The sequence below is a fragment of the Pelomonas candidula genome (genome assembly GCF_043555985.1).
GTDB classification, from domain to species: domain Bacteria; phylum Pseudomonadota; class Gammaproteobacteria; order Burkholderiales; family Burkholderiaceae_C; genus Pelomonas; species Pelomonas candidula.
Genome location: NZ_JBIGIC010000002.1, coordinates 16,521 through 31,659, shown reverse-complemented (window position 1 = coordinate 31,659; position 15,139 = coordinate 16,521). Strand labels below are relative to the sequence as shown.

At 67.8% G+C, this 15,139-nt stretch carries 13 protein-coding genes; 6 read left to right on the top strand and 7 right to left on the bottom strand.

What is annotated here, in order from left to right:
* The first annotated feature begins 187 nt into the window (after window positions 1–187).
* From dnaE to ACG04R_RS03670, 3 genes are read left to right on the top strand one after another with little or no spacing between them, the layout of a single operon-like run.
* The gene (gene dnaE, locus ACG04R_RS03680) at window positions 188–3,736 is read left to right on the top strand and encodes a DNA polymerase III subunit alpha (RefSeq protein ID WP_394406516.1); all 3,549 of its coding nucleotides are present in this window, start codon (window positions 188–190) and stop codon (window positions 3,734–3,736) included.
* A 28-nt stretch (window positions 3,737–3,764) separates the two neighbouring features.
* A complete protein-coding gene (locus ACG04R_RS03675; protein WP_394406515.1) occupies window positions 3,765–5,054 on the top strand; it encodes a patatin-like phospholipase family protein in 1,290 nt (429 codons plus the stop codon).
* Between the two features lie 4 nt (window positions 5,055–5,058).
* Window positions 5,059–6,210, top strand: a complete 1,152-nt coding sequence (locus ACG04R_RS03670; RefSeq protein ID WP_394406514.1) for a glycoside hydrolase family 5 protein — start codon at window positions 5,059–5,061, stop codon at window positions 6,208–6,210.
* On the opposite strand, the gene ACG04R_RS03665 is transcribed toward ACG04R_RS03670, so the two are convergent.
* Together ACG04R_RS03665 and msbA are read right to left on the bottom strand one after the other, a co-directional pair.
* Complete coding sequence (locus ACG04R_RS03665) at window positions 6,198–6,458, bottom strand: ComEA family DNA-binding protein (protein ID WP_394406513.1); 261 nt, start codon at window positions 6,456–6,458, stop codon at window positions 6,198–6,200. The genes ACG04R_RS03670 and ACG04R_RS03665 overlap by 13 nt on opposite strands.
* The gene (msbA, locus tag ACG04R_RS03660; protein ID WP_394406512.1) at window positions 6,458–8,191 is read right to left on the bottom strand and encodes a lipid A export permease/ATP-binding protein MsbA; all 1,734 of its coding nucleotides are present in this window, start codon (window positions 8,189–8,191) and stop codon (window positions 6,458–6,460) included. Before msbA ends, ACG04R_RS03665 begins: the two co-directional genes overlap by 1 nt.
* A gap of 537 nt (window positions 8,192–8,728) precedes the next feature.
* Between msbA and ACG04R_RS03655 the strand changes: the two genes are divergently transcribed.
* From ACG04R_RS03655 to ACG04R_RS03645, 3 genes are all read left to right on the top strand, one after another.
* A complete protein-coding gene (locus ACG04R_RS03655) occupies window positions 8,729–9,049 on the top strand; it encodes a hypothetical protein (RefSeq protein WP_394406511.1) in 321 nt (106 codons plus the stop codon).
* A gap of 529 nt (window positions 9,050–9,578) precedes the next feature.
* Window positions 9,579–10,703, top strand: coding sequence for a glycosyltransferase (locus ACG04R_RS03650; protein ID WP_394406510.1), 1,125 nt, complete (start codon window positions 9,579–9,581; stop codon window positions 10,701–10,703).
* A gap of 59 nt (window positions 10,704–10,762) precedes the next feature.
* Window positions 10,763–11,752, top strand: coding sequence for a glycosyltransferase family 9 protein (locus ACG04R_RS03645; RefSeq protein WP_394406509.1), 990 nt, complete (start codon window positions 10,763–10,765; stop codon window positions 11,750–11,752).
* On the opposite strand, the gene ACG04R_RS03640 is transcribed toward ACG04R_RS03645, so the two are convergent.
* From ACG04R_RS03640 to ACG04R_RS03620, 5 genes are read right to left on the bottom strand one after another with little or no spacing between them, the layout of a single operon-like run.
* The gene (locus tag ACG04R_RS03640; RefSeq protein ID WP_394406508.1) at window positions 11,749–12,567 is read right to left on the bottom strand and encodes a DUF5672 family protein; all 819 of its coding nucleotides are present in this window, start codon (window positions 12,565–12,567) and stop codon (window positions 11,749–11,751) included. The genes ACG04R_RS03645 and ACG04R_RS03640 overlap by 4 nt on opposite strands.
* The gene (gene gmhB / locus ACG04R_RS03635; protein WP_394406507.1) at window positions 12,560–13,105 is read right to left on the bottom strand and encodes a D-glycero-beta-D-manno-heptose 1,7-bisphosphate 7-phosphatase; all 546 of its coding nucleotides are present in this window, start codon (window positions 13,103–13,105) and stop codon (window positions 12,560–12,562) included. Before gmhB ends, ACG04R_RS03640 begins: the two co-directional genes overlap by 8 nt.
* A complete protein-coding gene (gene rfaE2 / locus ACG04R_RS03630; RefSeq protein WP_394406506.1) occupies window positions 13,105–13,599 on the bottom strand; it encodes a D-glycero-beta-D-manno-heptose 1-phosphate adenylyltransferase in 495 nt (164 codons plus the stop codon). The genes gmhB and rfaE2 overlap by 1 nt, the downstream gene beginning before the upstream one ends.
* On the bottom strand, window positions 13,596–14,534 hold the full coding sequence (rfaE1, locus tag ACG04R_RS03625) for a D-glycero-beta-D-manno-heptose-7-phosphate kinase (protein ID WP_394406505.1): 939 nt from the start codon (window positions 14,532–14,534) through the stop codon (window positions 13,596–13,598). Before rfaE1 ends, rfaE2 begins: the two co-directional genes overlap by 4 nt.
* Window positions 14,531–15,103: a D-sedoheptulose-7-phosphate isomerase gene (locus tag ACG04R_RS03620; RefSeq protein WP_394406504.1), complete on the bottom strand. Its 573-nt coding sequence runs from the start codon at window positions 15,101–15,103 to the stop codon at window positions 14,531–14,533. Before ACG04R_RS03620 ends, rfaE1 begins: the two co-directional genes overlap by 4 nt.
* Between the last annotated feature and the right edge of the window lie 36 nt (window positions 15,104–15,139).

Sequence of the window (15,139 nt, the reverse complement as noted above, 5' to 3'; positions counted from 1 at the left end):
GGCTGCCTCGTCGGGCAGCTGAAATGAATTAAATATGACTATTCGCGGCGAGTGACCCCGAGATAACGCCGATCCGCGCTTTGATATCGATTAAAAGTAATACTTCATATTTCTGGCCGGAACCGTTTACAGCGTGCGGGAAGGTCCGTCCGAGAGCGGTGGCGAGCCGGCTTCCTACAATGCCGCGATGCCCGAGACTGCTGTTCAAGATCCGCCCTTCGTCCACCTGCGCATGCACACCGAGTTCTCGGTCGTGGATGGCACGCTCCGCACTGACGATGCCGCTGCGGCGGCGGCCAAGGACGGGCAGGTGGCGGCGGCCATCACGGACCTGGCCAACCTGTTCGGCGGCATCAAGTTCTATTCGGCCTGCCGCAAGAAGGGCGTTCAGCCCATCCTCGGCGCGGACTGCTGGCTGGAGCCCGACGCCACCGACAAGCCGCCCACCCGGCTGCTGCTGCTGGTGCAGAACAAGCAGGGCTACCTGAACATCAGCGAGCTGCTGTCCCGCGCGTGGATTCAGAACGTGCAGCGCAACCAGGCCTGCGTGACGTGGGAGTGGCTGCAGGAGCTGGGCGAGGGGTTGATCTGCCTGAGCGGCGCACAGCACGGCGGCCTGGGTCAAGCGTTGATGCAGGGCGACAAGGTGCGCGCGCGGGACTGGGCGCAGAAGCTGTCGGCCATCTTCCCCAATCGCTTCTACATCGAGCTGCAGCGCGCCGGCCTGCCCGGCCAGGAGGCGCTGGTGCAGGCCAGCGTGCCGCTCGCGGCCGAACTGGGCCTGCCCGTGGTGGCCACGCACCCGATCCAGTTCCTGACCGAGGACGACTTCGAGGCGCACGAGGCGCGCGTCTGCGTGGCCGAGGGTGAGACGCTGGCCAACCCCAAGCGCATCAAGCGCTTCCTGCCCAGCCAGCACTTCAAGACCCAGGCACAGATGCGGGAGCTGTTCAAGGACATTCCGAGCGCGATCCGCAACACGACCGAGATCGCGCGCCGCTGCTCGCTGACCTTGGTGCTGGGCAAGCCGCAGCTGCCCAACTTCCCGACGCCGCTGCTGGAAGACGGCACGCCCATGCCGATGGAGCAGTACTTCCGCGAGCTGAGCCACGACGGGCTCAAGGACCGGTTGATTCACCTGTTCCCCAACGAGGCCGAGCGCGAGAAGGAGCGGCCGCGCTATGTCGAGCGGCTGGAGTTCGAGCTGAACACCATCATCAAGATGGGCTTCCCGGGCTACTTCCTCATCGTGTCGGACTTCATCCGCTGGGCCAAGGAAAACGGCTGCCCGGTGGGCCCGGGCCGGGGCTCGGGGGCCGGCTCGCTGGTCGCCTACGCGCTGCTGATCACGGACCTGGACCCGCTGCGCTACAACCTGCTGTTCGAGCGCTTCCTGAATCCCGAGCGGGTCTCGATGCCCGACTTCGACATCGACTTCTGCCAGGGCAACCGCGACCGCGTCATCGACTACGTCAAGAACAAGTACGGCTTGCCGGCGGTCAGCCAGATCGCGACCTTCGGCACGATGGCCGCCAAGGGCGCGCTGCGCGACATCGGCCGCGTGCTGGGCATGGGCTTCGGCCATGTGGACAGCGTGGCCAAGCTCATCCCGGCACCGCCAGGAAAGACGGTGACGCTGGCCAAGCTGCCGCCCAACTTCGACCCCGACAAGGCCAAGATGGTCTATGCGCGGCATGAGTCGCCGGAAATCGAGGAGCGCGAGAAGTCCGACGAGGAAGTGGCCGGCCTGCTGGAGATGGCCGCGCGCGTGGAGGGCACCGTGCGCTCCATCGGCATGCACGCCGGCGGCGTGCTGATCGCCCCCGGCAAGATCACCGACTTCTGCCCGCAGTACCAGCAGCCCGGCTCGACGTCGGCCGTCAGCCAGTACGACAAGGACGACGTGGAGGCCATCGGCCTCGTGAAGTTCGACTTCCTGGGCCTGGCGACGCTGACCATCCTGGAGCTGGCCAAGGACTTCATCGTCCAGCGCCACCCGGAGCGCGCCGGCTTCGACTGGGCCAACGTGCCGCTGGACGACCGCAAGACCTTCGACCTGTTCGGCAAGGGCCTGTCGGAAAGCATCTTCCAGTTTGAATCGCCCGGCATGCAGCGCCTGCTGAAGGATGCCAAGCCGTCGCGCTTCGAGGACCTGATCGCGCTGGTGTCGCTGTACCGCCCGGGCCCGATGGACCTGATCCCGTCGTTCGTGGCCCGCAAGCACGGCAAGGAGGTCATCGAGTACCCGCACCCGCTGCTGGAGCAGGTGCTCGCCGAGACCTATGGCGTCTTCGTCTACCAGGAGCAGGTGATGCAGTCCGCCCAGGTGCTGGGTGGCTACAGCCTGGGCGGCGCCGACATGCTGCGTCGCGCGATGGGCAAGAAGAAGGCCGAAGAGATGGCCATGCACCGCGAGATCTTCCGCAAGGGCGCTGCGGAGAAGGGCATCGACCAGGCCAAGGCCGACGAGGTGTTCGACCTGATGGAGAAGTTCGCGGGCTACGGCTTCAACAAGTCGCACGCTGCCGCGTACGCCTTGCTGTCGTATCACACGGCCTGGCTGAAGCAGCACTACACGGCCGAGTTCTACGCGGCGAACATGACCATCGAAATGGACGACACCGACAAGCTCAAGGTGTTGCTCAACGACGCCAAGATCTTCGGCATCGACTTCCAGCCGCCCTGCGTGAACAAGGGCATGTACCGCTTCGAACCGCTGACCAGCCGCCTCGTCAACTACGGCCTGGGTGCCGTCAAGGGCACGGGCCGCGGTGCTATCGAGGCCATCATCGCGGCGCGCGAGGCTGGGGGGCCGTTCCTGAGCTTCTACGACTTCTGCCTGCGCGTGGACCGCAAGGCCGTCAACAAGCGCGTGGTGGAGGCGCTGATCAAGGCCGGCGCCTTCGACTCGATCAACCCGGAGCGCTCCAAGCTGCTGGCCAGCGTGGCCCGCGGCTACACGCATGCCGAGACGACCGAAGCCAATGCCGACCAGGGCGGCCTGTTCGACTTCGGCGACTCGCATGCCTCCAGCACGGCCGAACCGGACCTCGTCGACGCGCCGCAATGGAGCATCAAGGAGCGCCTGTCGCTGGAGAAGACGGCCATCGGCTTCTACCTGTCGGGCCACCTGTTCGACCAGAGCGGCGCCGAGGTCCGGCGCATCGTCAAGCGCCAGATCGCCGACCTGCAGGACAGCCGGGAGCCGGTGCTGGTGGCCGGCATCGTCAGCGGCATGCGCGTCATCAACGGCCAGCGCGGCCGCGTCGGCATCTTCAAGATCGACGACAAGAGCGACGCCATCGAGGCCGTGGCCAACGAGGAACTGCTGAACTCGGCCAAGGAGCTGCTGGCCGAGGACGAGCTCATCATTGCCCAGGGCAAGGTGCAGAACGACCGCTTCTCCGGCGGCCTGCGCATGAACGTGCAGGCGGTGTGGAGCCTGGCCGCTGCGCGCGCGAAGTTCGGCCGCCACCTGCTGCTGGCCAACGCGGGCGCGGCCGGCCTCATCCACGAGCTGGTGCAGCGCTTCCCGCCGCGTGAGGTCGAGACGGAAGAGGGGGGGCTGCGCAAGCAAGGCCTGCCAGTGCGCGTCAGCATGCGCGCCGAGCCCGAAGGCGGCCAGGTCGGCGCGCGCTGGCTGGTCGAACTGGGCGAGGCCAGCCGCTTCTGGCCGGCCGACGAGGCGCTGGCCAAGTTGGGCAGCGCGGCTGAGGTTATTTACGAAGCCGGTTGAGGGGCAGCATCGGCGATGATTTCGCCCGATGCTGCACGCTGTGCCCAAGCCCCTTTCGGGGCTGATCCGCTCGCAGCCGGTCACGGGCCTGATCCTGACCGGCGGCGGCGCGCGTGCGGCCTACCAGGTGGGCGTGCTGGCGGCCATCGCCCAGTTGCGTCGTGATGCCGGCGCCACGCAGCACAACCCCTTTCCCATCATCAGCGGCACGTCGGCCGGCGCCATCAATGCGTCGACGCTGGCCTGCCATGCCGACGACTTCGACGGCGCCGTCGATGGCCTCGTGCACCTCTGGCAGGGTCTGCATGTCGAGAGCATCTACCGCGCCGACGCCTTCGAGGCGGTGAAGAGCGGGGCGCGCTGGGTCAGCATGATGAGCCTGGGCTGGGCCCTCGCGCGCTGGACGCGCAGCCGCCCGCGCAGCCTGCTGGACAACGGACCGCTGCGCGAACTGCTGGGGCGCTACCTGAGGATGGACCGCATCGAGTCCATGCTGGACGGCGGCCACCTGCGCGCGCTGGCGCTGACGGGCTCCAGCTACACCTCGGGCCAGCACGTCACGTTCTTCCAGACCCACCACCACATCGTGCCGTGGCTGCGCGAGCAGCGCATGGCCGTGCAGACGCAACTGACGCTGGCCCACCTGATGGCTTCGGCGGCCATCCCCTTCATCTTTCCGGCCGAGTCGCTGGAGCTGGACGGCATGCCCGAGTGGTTCGGCGATGGCTCCATGCGCCAGAGCGCGCCGATCTCGCCGGCCGTGCACCTGGGTGCCGAGCGCATCCTCGTCATCGGCGCGGGCCGCATGAAGGAGCCCGAGGGCCGCCGCTACAAAGGTGCCGACGAACACCCCAGCATGGCGCAGATCGCCGGCCATGCGCTGTCCAACATCTTCCTGGACGCGCTGGCCGTGGACGTGGAGCGGCTGCGCCGCATCAACCGCACGCTGGCGCTGCTGCCGCACGAGACGCGCACGGCCACGGCGCTGCGGCCCATCGAGCTGCTGGTCATCGCGCCCAGCCGCCGCCTGGACGACCTGGCCGGCGAGCACCAGGCCAGCCTGCCCAAGTCCGTGCGGGCCATGCTGCGGGCCTTCGGCGTCAACGGCAAGGGTGACAAGACCAACGGCTCGGCGCTCGTCAGCTACCTGCTGTTCGAACCCAGCTTCGTCAACGAGCTGATCAACCTCGGCATGAGCGACACGCTGGCCAAGCGCGCCGAGGTGCAGCGTTTCTTCGGCTGGCCCACGCGCGCGCCGCAGATCGACCCGGCGTCGCTGCGGCGCAGCCGTTCGGCGGGCTTTGCCGCGAAGGTCTGACGCGGTGCGCCTGGCTGCCCTGGCCCTGCTCATCGGCGCGCTGGCGGCACCGGTGCAGGCCGCCGACATCGACTTCTGGAACACGCCGCGCCACGGCGGCAACAGCTTCAACGGCCAGCCTCCGGACGAGGCGTATTTCCGGGCGCTCAAGGCCACCGGCGCCACGTGGGTGCGGCTGACGTTCTCCAAGTGGAAGGGCGAGGGGCGCGACTTCCTCATCGGCGACGCCGACGGCTATCGCGGCATTCCCGCCGCGGACCTGGCCACGCTGCGCCGCACGATGGACGCCGCGCAGGCGGCCGGCATCCGGGTCGTGCTGGTGCCGCTGTCGCTGCCCGGCGACCGCTGGGTGCAGCACAACGGCGACAGGCAGGATGAGCGGCTCTGGAACGACCGCCGGTTCTGGGAGCAGTCGGCGGACTTCTGGCGCGACCTGGCTTCAGCCGTGAAAGACCACCCCGCGCTGGCCGGCTACAACCTGCTCAACGAGCCCACGCCGGAAAAAGGCAGCGGCCTGGATGAGCAGGCCGCGCCCGCCGTGCGCGAGGCCTGGTACGCGAAGCATCGCGGCACGGCGCGGGACCTGCCAGCGTTCTACGCGCAGCTGATCGCCGCCATCCGCAGCGTCGACGCCGACACGCCGGTCATGGTCGACGGCGGCTGGTACGCCCATGCCTGGAGCTTCAGCTACTGGACACCGCTGCCGGACGACAAGGTGCTCTACGCCTTCCACATGTACGAGCCGTGGAACCTCGCCAGCGCACCGCAGATCACGCGCAAGCCCCAGCTCCGGTATCCGGGCGCGGCCTTCGACAAGGCGGCGCTGCAGCGCTTCCTCGGCGAGCCCTTCGCGTGGGCGAAGGTCCATGGCGTGCCGGCCAGCCGCATGGTGGCCGGCGAGTTCGGCTGCGTGCGCGTGTGGGCGGACTGCGGCGCCTACCTTGGCGACGTGCTGAACACGTTGAACGGCTACGGCGCGCACTGGGCCTTCTACAGCTTCCGCGAGGACGTCTGGGAAGGCATGGACTACGAGATCCCACCGGCCTTCCCGGCGGGCCGGGTCTACACGCTGCGCGAGCAGGGGCAGGGCGGCAAGGTGCCGCTGGATGGTCCGCTGATGGGCGTCATCAGGCGCGCCATGCGTCAGTCGCCGTAGGCCTGCCCGCCGACGCGCAGCCCGGCCGCCGACAGCTTGCGGGCGCTCGCCGCGCGGATGCCCGGCACGCGCTTGATCAGGTCGGCCCAGTCCGCGAACGGCCGCGCGGCCAGCAGCCGCTGCACGAGCGCCGGGCCGAGGCCGGGCAGGGATTCGAGCTGGGCCCGCGTGGCCGTGTTGGCGTCGACCTCGGCCGGCTGCGCGAAGGCGGGTGCCGCCACCCACGTCAGCAGCGCCCGGCGCTTCATCAGTCCTCGCCCGCCTGCGCGCGCACCATCGCCGCGTAGGCGCCATCGCGGGCGATCAGCGCGGCGTGCGTGCCGGTCTCGATGAGCTTGCCGGCGCCCATCACGTGGATCGCGTCGGCGTCGCGGATGGTCGACAGCCGGTGCGCGATGACGATCAGCGTCTTGCGGCCCGACCACGCAGCCAGTGCCTGCTGCACGGCGCGCTCGCTCTCGGTGTCCAGCGCCGACGTGGCCTCGTCGAAGATCCAGATCGGCGCTTCCTTGTAGAGCGCGCGGGCGATGGCCAGGCGCTGGCGCTGGCCGCCGGACAGCTTGCTGCCGTTGGCGCCCACGGGCGTCTCGATGCCCTCGGGCAGCGCTTGCACGAAGTCCCACAGGTGAGCGGCGCGCAGCGCGGCCTCGAGTCGTGCGTCATCGCGAGGTTGTGCGTAGGCGATATTGGCGGCGACGGAGTCGTCGAACAACACGATGTCCTGCGACACGACCGCGAACTGGCGGCGCAGCGACGCGCGCGTCAGCGTCTCGATGTCGTCGCCGTCCAGCAGCACGCGGCCACCGTCGGGCAGGCCGAAGCCCAGCAGCAGGTTCACGATGGAGCTCTTGCCCGCACCCGAGGCGCCGACCAGTGCCGAGGTCTTGCCGGCGGGAAAGAGCAGGCTCAGCCCGTCCAGCGCGGGCTGGGCGGCGCCGGGGTAGGTCAGCCGCACCGCGTCGAGCTGAATCTCGCCGCGGGCCGGGCCTTCCAGCTCCCGCGTGCCGCGGTCGACCTCCTTGGGCGCATCCATCAGCTCGAAGCAGCCGTCGGCGATGACCAGCGCGCGCGTCACCGGCGCGGCCAGGTCGGACAGGTGGCGCAGCCGCGACGTCAGCAGCAGCAGCGCGGCGACGAACTCGGCGAAGTCACCCACGCCGGTGCCGGTGTGGCGGGCCTGCCAGAGCGCGATGCAGATGATGGCGGACAAGCCGACCGAGGCCACCAGTTGCGACAGCGGCTGCCCCAGCGCGCCGGCCGTGGTCGTCTTCAGATTGGTGCGGCGCACCTCCTGCGATACGTCCGTGAAGCGCTGCAGTTCGTGCTGTGCCGCGCCGAACTGCCGCACGACACGCCAGGCGCGCGTGATGTCGTCGACGCGGTTCACCAGCGCCAGCTGCGTGTCGTAGGAGCGCGAGGCCATCTGGCGCACGCGCTGGTTGACCTTCTTCATGACCAGCGCCATCAGCGGCGTGACGACGAGGCTCAGCAGCGTCAGCTTCCAGTTCACGTAGAACAGGTAGATCAACATCGCCAAGGCGGGCAGGCCGTCGCGCAGCACGTTGATGCCGACCTCGCCGACGAGCTGCAGGATCTGCTGCGGGTCGTTGACGACCTTGCTGACCGCCGTGCCGGGCTGCATGCGCGTGTAGACCTGGGCGTCCAGCCGCAGCAGCGCGTTGACCAGCGCGGTGCGGAAGTCCATCACGCAGCGCGACACGGTCCAGTTGAAGAGGTACTGGCCCGCGAAGCCGAACACGCCGCGGATGATGTACAGCCCGATCAGCACGACCGGCACCATCCACAGCTCGAAGGCATTCTTCGCGAAGCCCTCGCCGAAGGCGTACTTGATGAGCTTGGGGATGGCGGGCTCGGTGGCGGCCAGGCCGACGTAGGCCAGCACCGTCCACACGGCGCCCCAGCGGTGCGGGTAGACGAACTGGCCGAGGCGCCGGGCGGGAGAGACGTTGTCGGAAGACATGGGGCGCGATTGTCGTCGGTGTTCGGAGGGCGTTCGAGCGGCGCCGTGGCTTCACGAAACCTGCTGACGGGCAAGTTGCGCCCGCAAAGCGCTGTCTAGGCCGAATTCAGGCCCAGTGGGCGCGGATCGAGCAAGAAACCCGCGATAACTACGCCGCAGCGCTGCGAATTAAGTGCTGACTTCTCGATTGACCGTGATCACCGTGGCGTTTTGGATTTCGAGAGGCTCCGCTTCTCTCTTCGAGGCGAATCAATGGACCGAGTTTTCAGTCATCGCCGTGCTCAGATTTTCGGTGGCAACGCCAAAATTTAACCTGGCCGCAAAATTATTTTCATTCTCTGCGCACATGTGATTCCCTGGTGGCTGATATGCCAGTTTGGTTGGCTCGTCTCTCGCCTATCACCGCGGGGCGCAATTCAATGGGCTCGGAGATGATTTACAAATTGTTTCACCTAACGTTTCAAGATGTTGGAGTAAATTTCGATTGCCCGAGAGTTACTTGGGCTCTTTAGTCAGAAAATTCAGTGGAGTGGATGTATGAAAAAGTTCCTTTTTGCTGCTGGGGGGATTATTCTCTCCTTCAATATTTTTGCTGCGACACCGCCGGTGCTGACCAGTTCTGGAGCAGTGGTTTACGTGGGCCAGGCGTTTGAAGGCGCAAGTCGATCAGTTGGTATCGTTGGAACCGTAGGGGATAATGATCTGGCCGGCACACAATTTCAGGATTCAATCAAATCCGTTGTTGTCGGGCCGAACACTTGTTTGATCCTTAACGCGGATTCCCAATTTACCGGCGGTGCATTGTTTTTGACCGAGGGGCGCATACAGACTTGGGGATATACGGCGCTAGCAACATAACCTCCTCCGTGCAGGCTTTTGTGGTGCGGCCGGGTGATAGGTGCGACGAGGATGGTGTGGCCCGGTTGTATGTGGACTCCAACCAAAGAGGGCGTGCCGCTCGTGTTGCTCCACTCCATTGGAGCGGCACAAACCTAAACGGCTCTATTGGCAATATGAATGACCAAATTTCTTCACTCTATGTGCCGTCCGGTTATTGCTTGGTAGTTTGGAACGACAATACAATTGGGGATTTCCATCCGGGCACGACTGTCTCTAAGAGATTTGGGCCTGGATATTGGGACAACTTGTCTCTCTATGGTTTTAATGATGTCATCAGCGAATACCGTCTTGATAAACTTAGCGACTACCCGGGAGGTTGCTACCCGTGGGCTAGCTCATCTAGCTCAGGAAGCGATACACCTCCTTCGGACAACGGGAACCAGCAGCAATGAGCCACCCGGCCGCCAGACTTGTTGCAGTCGCCCCTGAGTGAGGGCGGTGGGCTAGGCGATGAGCGCGTTGGTCAAGCTCACTAAACTCCGCGCCCATGCCGAACGACATTCCGCCTGGAGCGCGCCCTAAGGTCGTCCACTTCGTCACCGGCGGCTTTTCTGGTGCCACGCAGGTGGCCATCGACCTGTGCATGTCCGCACTGCGCGATGGCCCCTACGAGCCGGTCCTGGTGCTGCGGCGAAAGCGTCAAACGCCGCAGTCCCGCATCGACGCGCTGCAAGACCGTGGGCTCACGGTCATGGTCGTGTCGGGCGGTTGGTCACACCTGCCCACCATTGCCGAACTCGCCCGCCTGCTGCGCGAGCTGCAGCCGGCGGCGTTGCTGGCGCACGGCTTTCCGGAGCATCTGATCGGCCGTCGTGCCGGCCTGCGGGCCGGGGTGCGCGTGATGATCCAGGTCGAGCACAACTCGCGCGAGCGCTACTCGCTCTGGAGTCGTTGGCTGAGCCGGCGGCTCGCGCGCGTGAGCGCCGCGCTGGTCGGCGTCAGCGAGGGCGTGCGCCAGAGGCTGATCGCGCAAGGCCTGCCACCCGAGAAGACCATCGCGATTCCCAACGGCATCGACCTCTCGCGGTTTGCTGGTCCCGGCGGTGAGCGTGAAGCCGGCCTGGTCATGTCGGCTCGGTTTGCGCGCCAGAAGGACCATGCCACGCTGATTGCTGCACTGGCCCGGCTCGTGGTGCGGGGGCTGAAGCCGCCGTTGCAACTGGCCGGTACTGGGCCGCTGATGGGCCGAATGCAGGCCCAGGTTGCACGCTGTGGGTTGCAGGCGCAGGTGCGGTTCCTGGGGCATCACGCTGACATGCCGGGGCTCCTGCGCTCGCAGCGCATCTTCGTGCTAGCCACGCATTTCGAGGGCATGCCGTTGGCGTTGGTTGAGGCCATGGCCTCGGGTTGTGCCTGCATCGCATCCGATGTCATCGGTGTGCGCGGTGTGCTTGATCACGAGCAGACCGGGCTGCTGGTGCCGGAGGGCGACGCCGATGCGCTGGCGGCGGCGGTCGAGAGGCTGCTGTTGGACCCGGCGCTGGCTGATCGACTCGGTGCCAGCGCTCGCCAGCGCGCGCTGGCCGAACACGGCCAGGCCTTGATGCGCCAGCGCTACGATACGTTGCTGGCGCAGGCCATCTCCGCAGACCGACGACCTTCTTCCGCATGAATCACTTTGGTGCCACTCCGGCGAGCCGCGGGGCGGCTGACACAAGGCCTCATACGGCGGTGCAACTGCAGCTCAACGGCATGGGCGACTTGGTCTGGCACGCGCAGTATTTCCGTTGCGTGGCTGAGCAGAGCCGCGACGGCCAGGTCAGCGTCATCGTCGCGCCGACGACGATGGCGCGCGAGCTGGTCGGCCACGAGCCCTGGGTGCGCGAGGTCATCGACTTCGACCGCCGGCCGCGCAAGAGCGAGCGCCGCAAGGGCCGCCACAGCGGCTGGGGCGGCGTGCTGCGCTTCGGCGCCGAGCTGGCGCCCAAGCGCTTCGACCGCATGGTGCTGTTCTCGGACCACCCAGGCCGCGCCATCCTCGCCTGCTGGCGCGCCGGCATCCGCACCATCATCGGCTTCGGCGATACCTGGCTGCAGCGGAGGCTGCTGACGAAATCGCCGTGGATCAGCCGCTACCGCGGCCCCGCCGTGGCCGGCTACAAGGACGCGACGGCCTTCTGCATCGCCCAGGGTTTCTGCAGCGCGCCCATCGTGCCGCGCATCAGCGTGCGGCCCGATGCGCTGGAGCGCATGCGTGAGCGCCTCGCGCCGCTGCGGCGGCCGCTGCACGCGCTGGCCATCGGTGCGTCGGAACCGTACAAGCAGTGGGGTGAGGGCAACTTCGTCGAGCTGGCCAACCGGCTGGCCGCGCGGGGCCACGGCGTGCTGCTGCTGGGCGGGCCGGCGGAAGGCGAGCTGGCGACGGCCATCCAGGCACGCGTCGACCCGGCGCTGCGCGGCCTCGTCGCGACGATGACCGACAGCACGGTGGCCGAGAGCGTGGCGGCGCTGTCGCTGGTGCAGTCCTGCATTGGCAACGACACCGGCGCCGTGCAGTTTGCGGCCGGCGTCGGCACGCATGCCTTCGTCGTGCTGGGCCCGCGGCCGCCGCTGGAACATGACCCGGAGCATGTGCACATGCTGCAGGCGCCGCGGCTGGCGGACATCAGCGCTGCGGACGTCGAGGCGCGTGTGCTGGCCGAGCTGGGCTTGCTCGATTAGCGAGAGAAGACGCGCCGCAGGCCGTAGCGCAGCGTGATCCAGAGCGTGTCGATGCGCATGCGCAGCGGCCCCGCCAGTCGGCGCAACAGGAGTTCCTGCACGACGGACCGGCGCCCCAGCAGCAGCGACTTCTTCAGCAGCACGCGGCCCTCGGTGGAGCGCACGATCTCGTCCGGTGCGGCGCGCAGGAAGGCCACCAGCCCGGCTTCGTCGTAGGCCTCGTTGAAGTTGCCGAAGCGATGGAAGCCGAAGGGCTGGTATTCGTAGCCGTCGGTCTCGGCCGAGAACTCACGCGCCAGGGGCAGCGGCGCGAAGCGCATGCCGAGGGCCTCCAGCTGCGGGCGGTTCCACAGGCAGATGAACGAGTCTTCGGGGTGGCATTCGGGCTGCGGCAGCGTCGACACGGCCTGGTGCAGCCGTACCGAGCGCAGCGAGAAGCCGCCGTTGCCGACGGCGTAGTCCCGGTGTGGCCAAGGCGCGCCGATGTAGTCCCAGTCCAGAAAGTCTTCCCGCCACTTGTCGGGATGGATGACGAAGCCGTCCCATTGCGCGACGAGGAAGTGCGGCGCGCGGATGTGCCGGTGGAAATCGCCCAGCATGAACTTCGAGTATTCCTCCGCCGAGCGGATGGGCTCGCAGCGCACGATCGTCACGCCGTCCACGGCCCAGTCCTGGTCGGTGAACAGCAGGATCTCGTCGAAGTGGAAGCGCTCGGTGCAGCGGCGGATGGCGTTCATCGCCAGCCCCAGGTGGCGTGTTTCCAGGCAGACGAGGGCGACGCGGCCGCGCAGGTCGGCGATGAGGGGTTCAGTCATGGAGCAGCGCGTCGACCGCGTCGGCAAGGCTGGCGAACGCGGGCTGCCCACCCTTGGCGGCCGCGAGGTTGGCGTTCTTCGCGAGCAGCACCGAACGGCCGACACCGGCGCGCTGGCCGGCTTCGATATCGGAGGGCTTGTCGCCGAACATCAGCGAGCGGCCCAGGTCGATGCCCAGCGCCTGCGCGCTGCGCAGGATCATGCCGGGCGCGGGCTTGCGGCAGTCGCAGTCGATGGCGTAGCGGGCGACCAAGCCTTCGGGCAGGTGAGGGCAGTGCTCGATGGCGTCCAGCGTGACGCCTTGTGCGGCGAGGTGCGCCCGCAGCGCGTCGTGCAGCGTCTGCAGCGCGGCCTCGTCGTAGTAGCCGCGGGCGATGCCGGACTGGTTGGTCACGATGACGAGGGCATAGCCGGCAGCCTGCAGCCGGCGCAGCGCGTCGACGGCGCCAGGAACGAACTCGAAGTCTTCCCAGCGGTACAGGTAGCCGTGGTCGATGTTGATGACGCCGTCGCGGTCGAGAAAGGCGGCGGGGCGCATCAGCTCTGCTTGCGGATGCGGTTGACGAGCGCGGTCGTCGAGTAGCCGTCGACGAAGGGAATGGCCAGCGCGTCGCCGCCCCAGGAGCGCACGAGGCGGGTCTCTTCGAGCTGCTCCATGTCGTAGTCGCCGCCCTTCACGTAGAGCTGCGGCTTCACGCGTTGCAGCAGCTCGCAGGGCGTGCGCTCGTCGAAGAACAGCACGGCGTCCACCGACGCGAGGCCGGCCAGCACGAGGGCACGGTCCACGTCACGGTTCAGCGGCCGGTCAGGGCCCTTGCCGAGCATGCGTGCCGACGCGTCGGAGTTGACGGCTACGACGAGGCTGGCGCCTTGCGCGCGGGCGTCGTGCAGGTAGGCGACGTGGCCACGATGCAGCACGTCGAACACGCCATTGGTGAACACCATCGGGCGGGCCAGCCGGCCCAGCCGGGCGGTCAGCGCTGCGTCGTCCAGCGCGGCGGCGTCGATGAGCTTGTCCTCCAGAGCGCTCATCCGGCCAGCTCCTCGTAGCTGACCGTCGCCGTGCCGAACTTGCCGACGACGATGCCGCCGGCCTTGTTGGCCAGGCGCATCGCGTCGGGCATCGTCACGCCCGCAGCCAGCAGCGCGGCCAGCGTGGCGATGACGGTGTCACCGGCGCCGGTCACGTCGAACACCTCGCGGGCGCGCGCGGGCTCGTGCGTGACGCCGGTGGCGTCGAACAGTGTCATGCCCTCCTCGGAGCGCGTCAGCAGCACGGCGCCGACGCCGATGTCGGCGCGCAGCTTCCCCACCTTGGCCAGCAGGTCCGGCTCACCCTTCCAGTTGCCGGTCACCTGTGCCAGTTCGCCGCGGTTGGGCGTGATGACGCTGGCGCCCGCGTACCGGCGGTAGTCGCTGCCCTTGGGGTCGATCAGCACCGGTTTGCCGGCCGCGCGGGCCAGTTCGATCATGCGCGGGATGTGCGTGAGGCCGCCCTTGCCGTAGTCGGAGAACAGCACGAGGTCGTGGCGCGGCAGCTGTTCCTCGAAGGCGTCCAGCATCTCGCCGAGCACCTCGTGGTCGGGCTCGTTTTCGAAGTCGATGCGGATGAGCTGCTGGGCGCGGCCGATGACGCGCAACTTGACGATGGTGTGCAGCTGCTTGTCGTCGCGCAGCACGGTCTCGATGTCCCGCTCGTGCAGCAGGCGGCGCAGCTGCTGGGCGGGTTCGTCCTGACCCACGACGGTCAGCAACGTGGCCCGCGTGCCGAGCGTGCGCACGTTCAGCGCGACGTTGGCGGCGCCGCCCAGGCGCAGTTCCTCGCGCTCCACGCGCACGACGGGCACCGGTGCCTCGGGCGAGATACGCTCGACGGCACCGTGCCAGTAGCGGTCTAGCATCACGTCGCCGACGACGAGCACGCGGCGCGCCGCGAGCTGTTCCTTGCTGGGGAGGGGGGCGCTCATTGGCCGACGCCCATCTCGGCTTCGATGACGCCACACAGCGTGTGGCCGATCAGCAGGTGCGCTTCCTGGATGCGGGCGGTGACACCGTGCGGCACGACGATGCTGGCGTCGCACAGCGCACCCAGCTTGCCGCCATCGCGGCCCAGCAGGCCCAGCGTGAAGATGCCCATCGCCTTGGCGGCTTCGACGGCCTTCAATACATTGCCTGAGTTGCCCGACGTCGAGATGCCGATCAGCGCGTCGCCGGCGCGGCCCAGGCCTTGCACCTGGCGCACGAAGACGTCGTCGAAGCTGTAGTCGTTGCCGATGCAGGTCAGCGCCGAGCTGTCGGTCGTCAGCGCCAGGCCGGCCAGCGGGCGGCGGTCCTTGATGAAGCGGCCGGTCAGTTCGGAGGCCAGGTGCTGGCTGTCGGCGGCCGAGCCGCCGTTGCCGCAGAACATGATCTTGCCGCCGGCGCTCAGCACGGCGGCCAGGCGCTTGCCGGCGGCCGACACCGGCGCGTCGAGCGTGCCGAGGACCTGCATCAGCTGCAGGTGCTCATCGAGATTGCGGAGAAACAGGGAACTCATGGGTGCCAAACCTCGGCAAACGTTGAAGGGCGCGCG

Bases quoted from the DNA above. Each gene is read 5' to 3' on its own strand.
- dnaE (WP_394406516.1), top strand. From the start codon at position 188: ATGCCCGAGACTGCTGTTCAAGATCCGCCCTTCGTCCACCTGCGCATG.
- ACG04R_RS03675 (WP_394406515.1), top strand. From the start codon at position 3,765: ATGCTGCACGCTGTGCCCAAGCCCCTTTCGGGGCTGATCCGCTCGCAG.
- ACG04R_RS03665 (WP_394406513.1), bottom strand. From the start codon at position 6,458: ATGAAGCGCCGGGCGCTGCTGACGTGGGTGGCGGCACCCGCCTTCGCG.
- msbA (WP_394406512.1), bottom strand. From the start codon at position 8,191: ATGTCTTCCGACAACGTCTCTCCCGCCCGGCGCCTCGGCCAGTTCGTC.
- ACG04R_RS03655 (WP_394406511.1), top strand. From the start codon at position 8,729: ATGAAAAAGTTCCTTTTTGCTGCTGGGGGGATTATTCTCTCCTTCAAT.
- ACG04R_RS03650 (WP_394406510.1), top strand. From the start codon at position 9,579: ATGCCGAACGACATTCCGCCTGGAGCGCGCCCTAAGGTCGTCCACTTC.
- ACG04R_RS03640 (WP_394406508.1), bottom strand. From the start codon at position 12,567: ATGACTGAACCCCTCATCGCCGACCTGCGCGGCCGCGTCGCCCTCGTC.
- gmhB (WP_394406507.1), bottom strand. From the start codon at position 13,105: ATGCGCCCCGCCGCCTTTCTCGACCGCGACGGCGTCATCAACATCGAC.
- rfaE2 (WP_394406506.1), bottom strand. From the start codon at position 13,599: ATGAGCGCTCTGGAGGACAAGCTCATCGACGCCGCCGCGCTGGACGAC.
- rfaE1 (WP_394406505.1), bottom strand. From the start codon at position 14,534: ATGAGCGCCCCCCTCCCCAGCAAGGAACAGCTCGCGGCGCGCCGCGTG.
- ACG04R_RS03620 (WP_394406504.1), bottom strand. From the start codon at position 15,103: ATGAGTTCCCTGTTTCTCCGCAATCTCGATGAGCACCTGCAGCTGATG.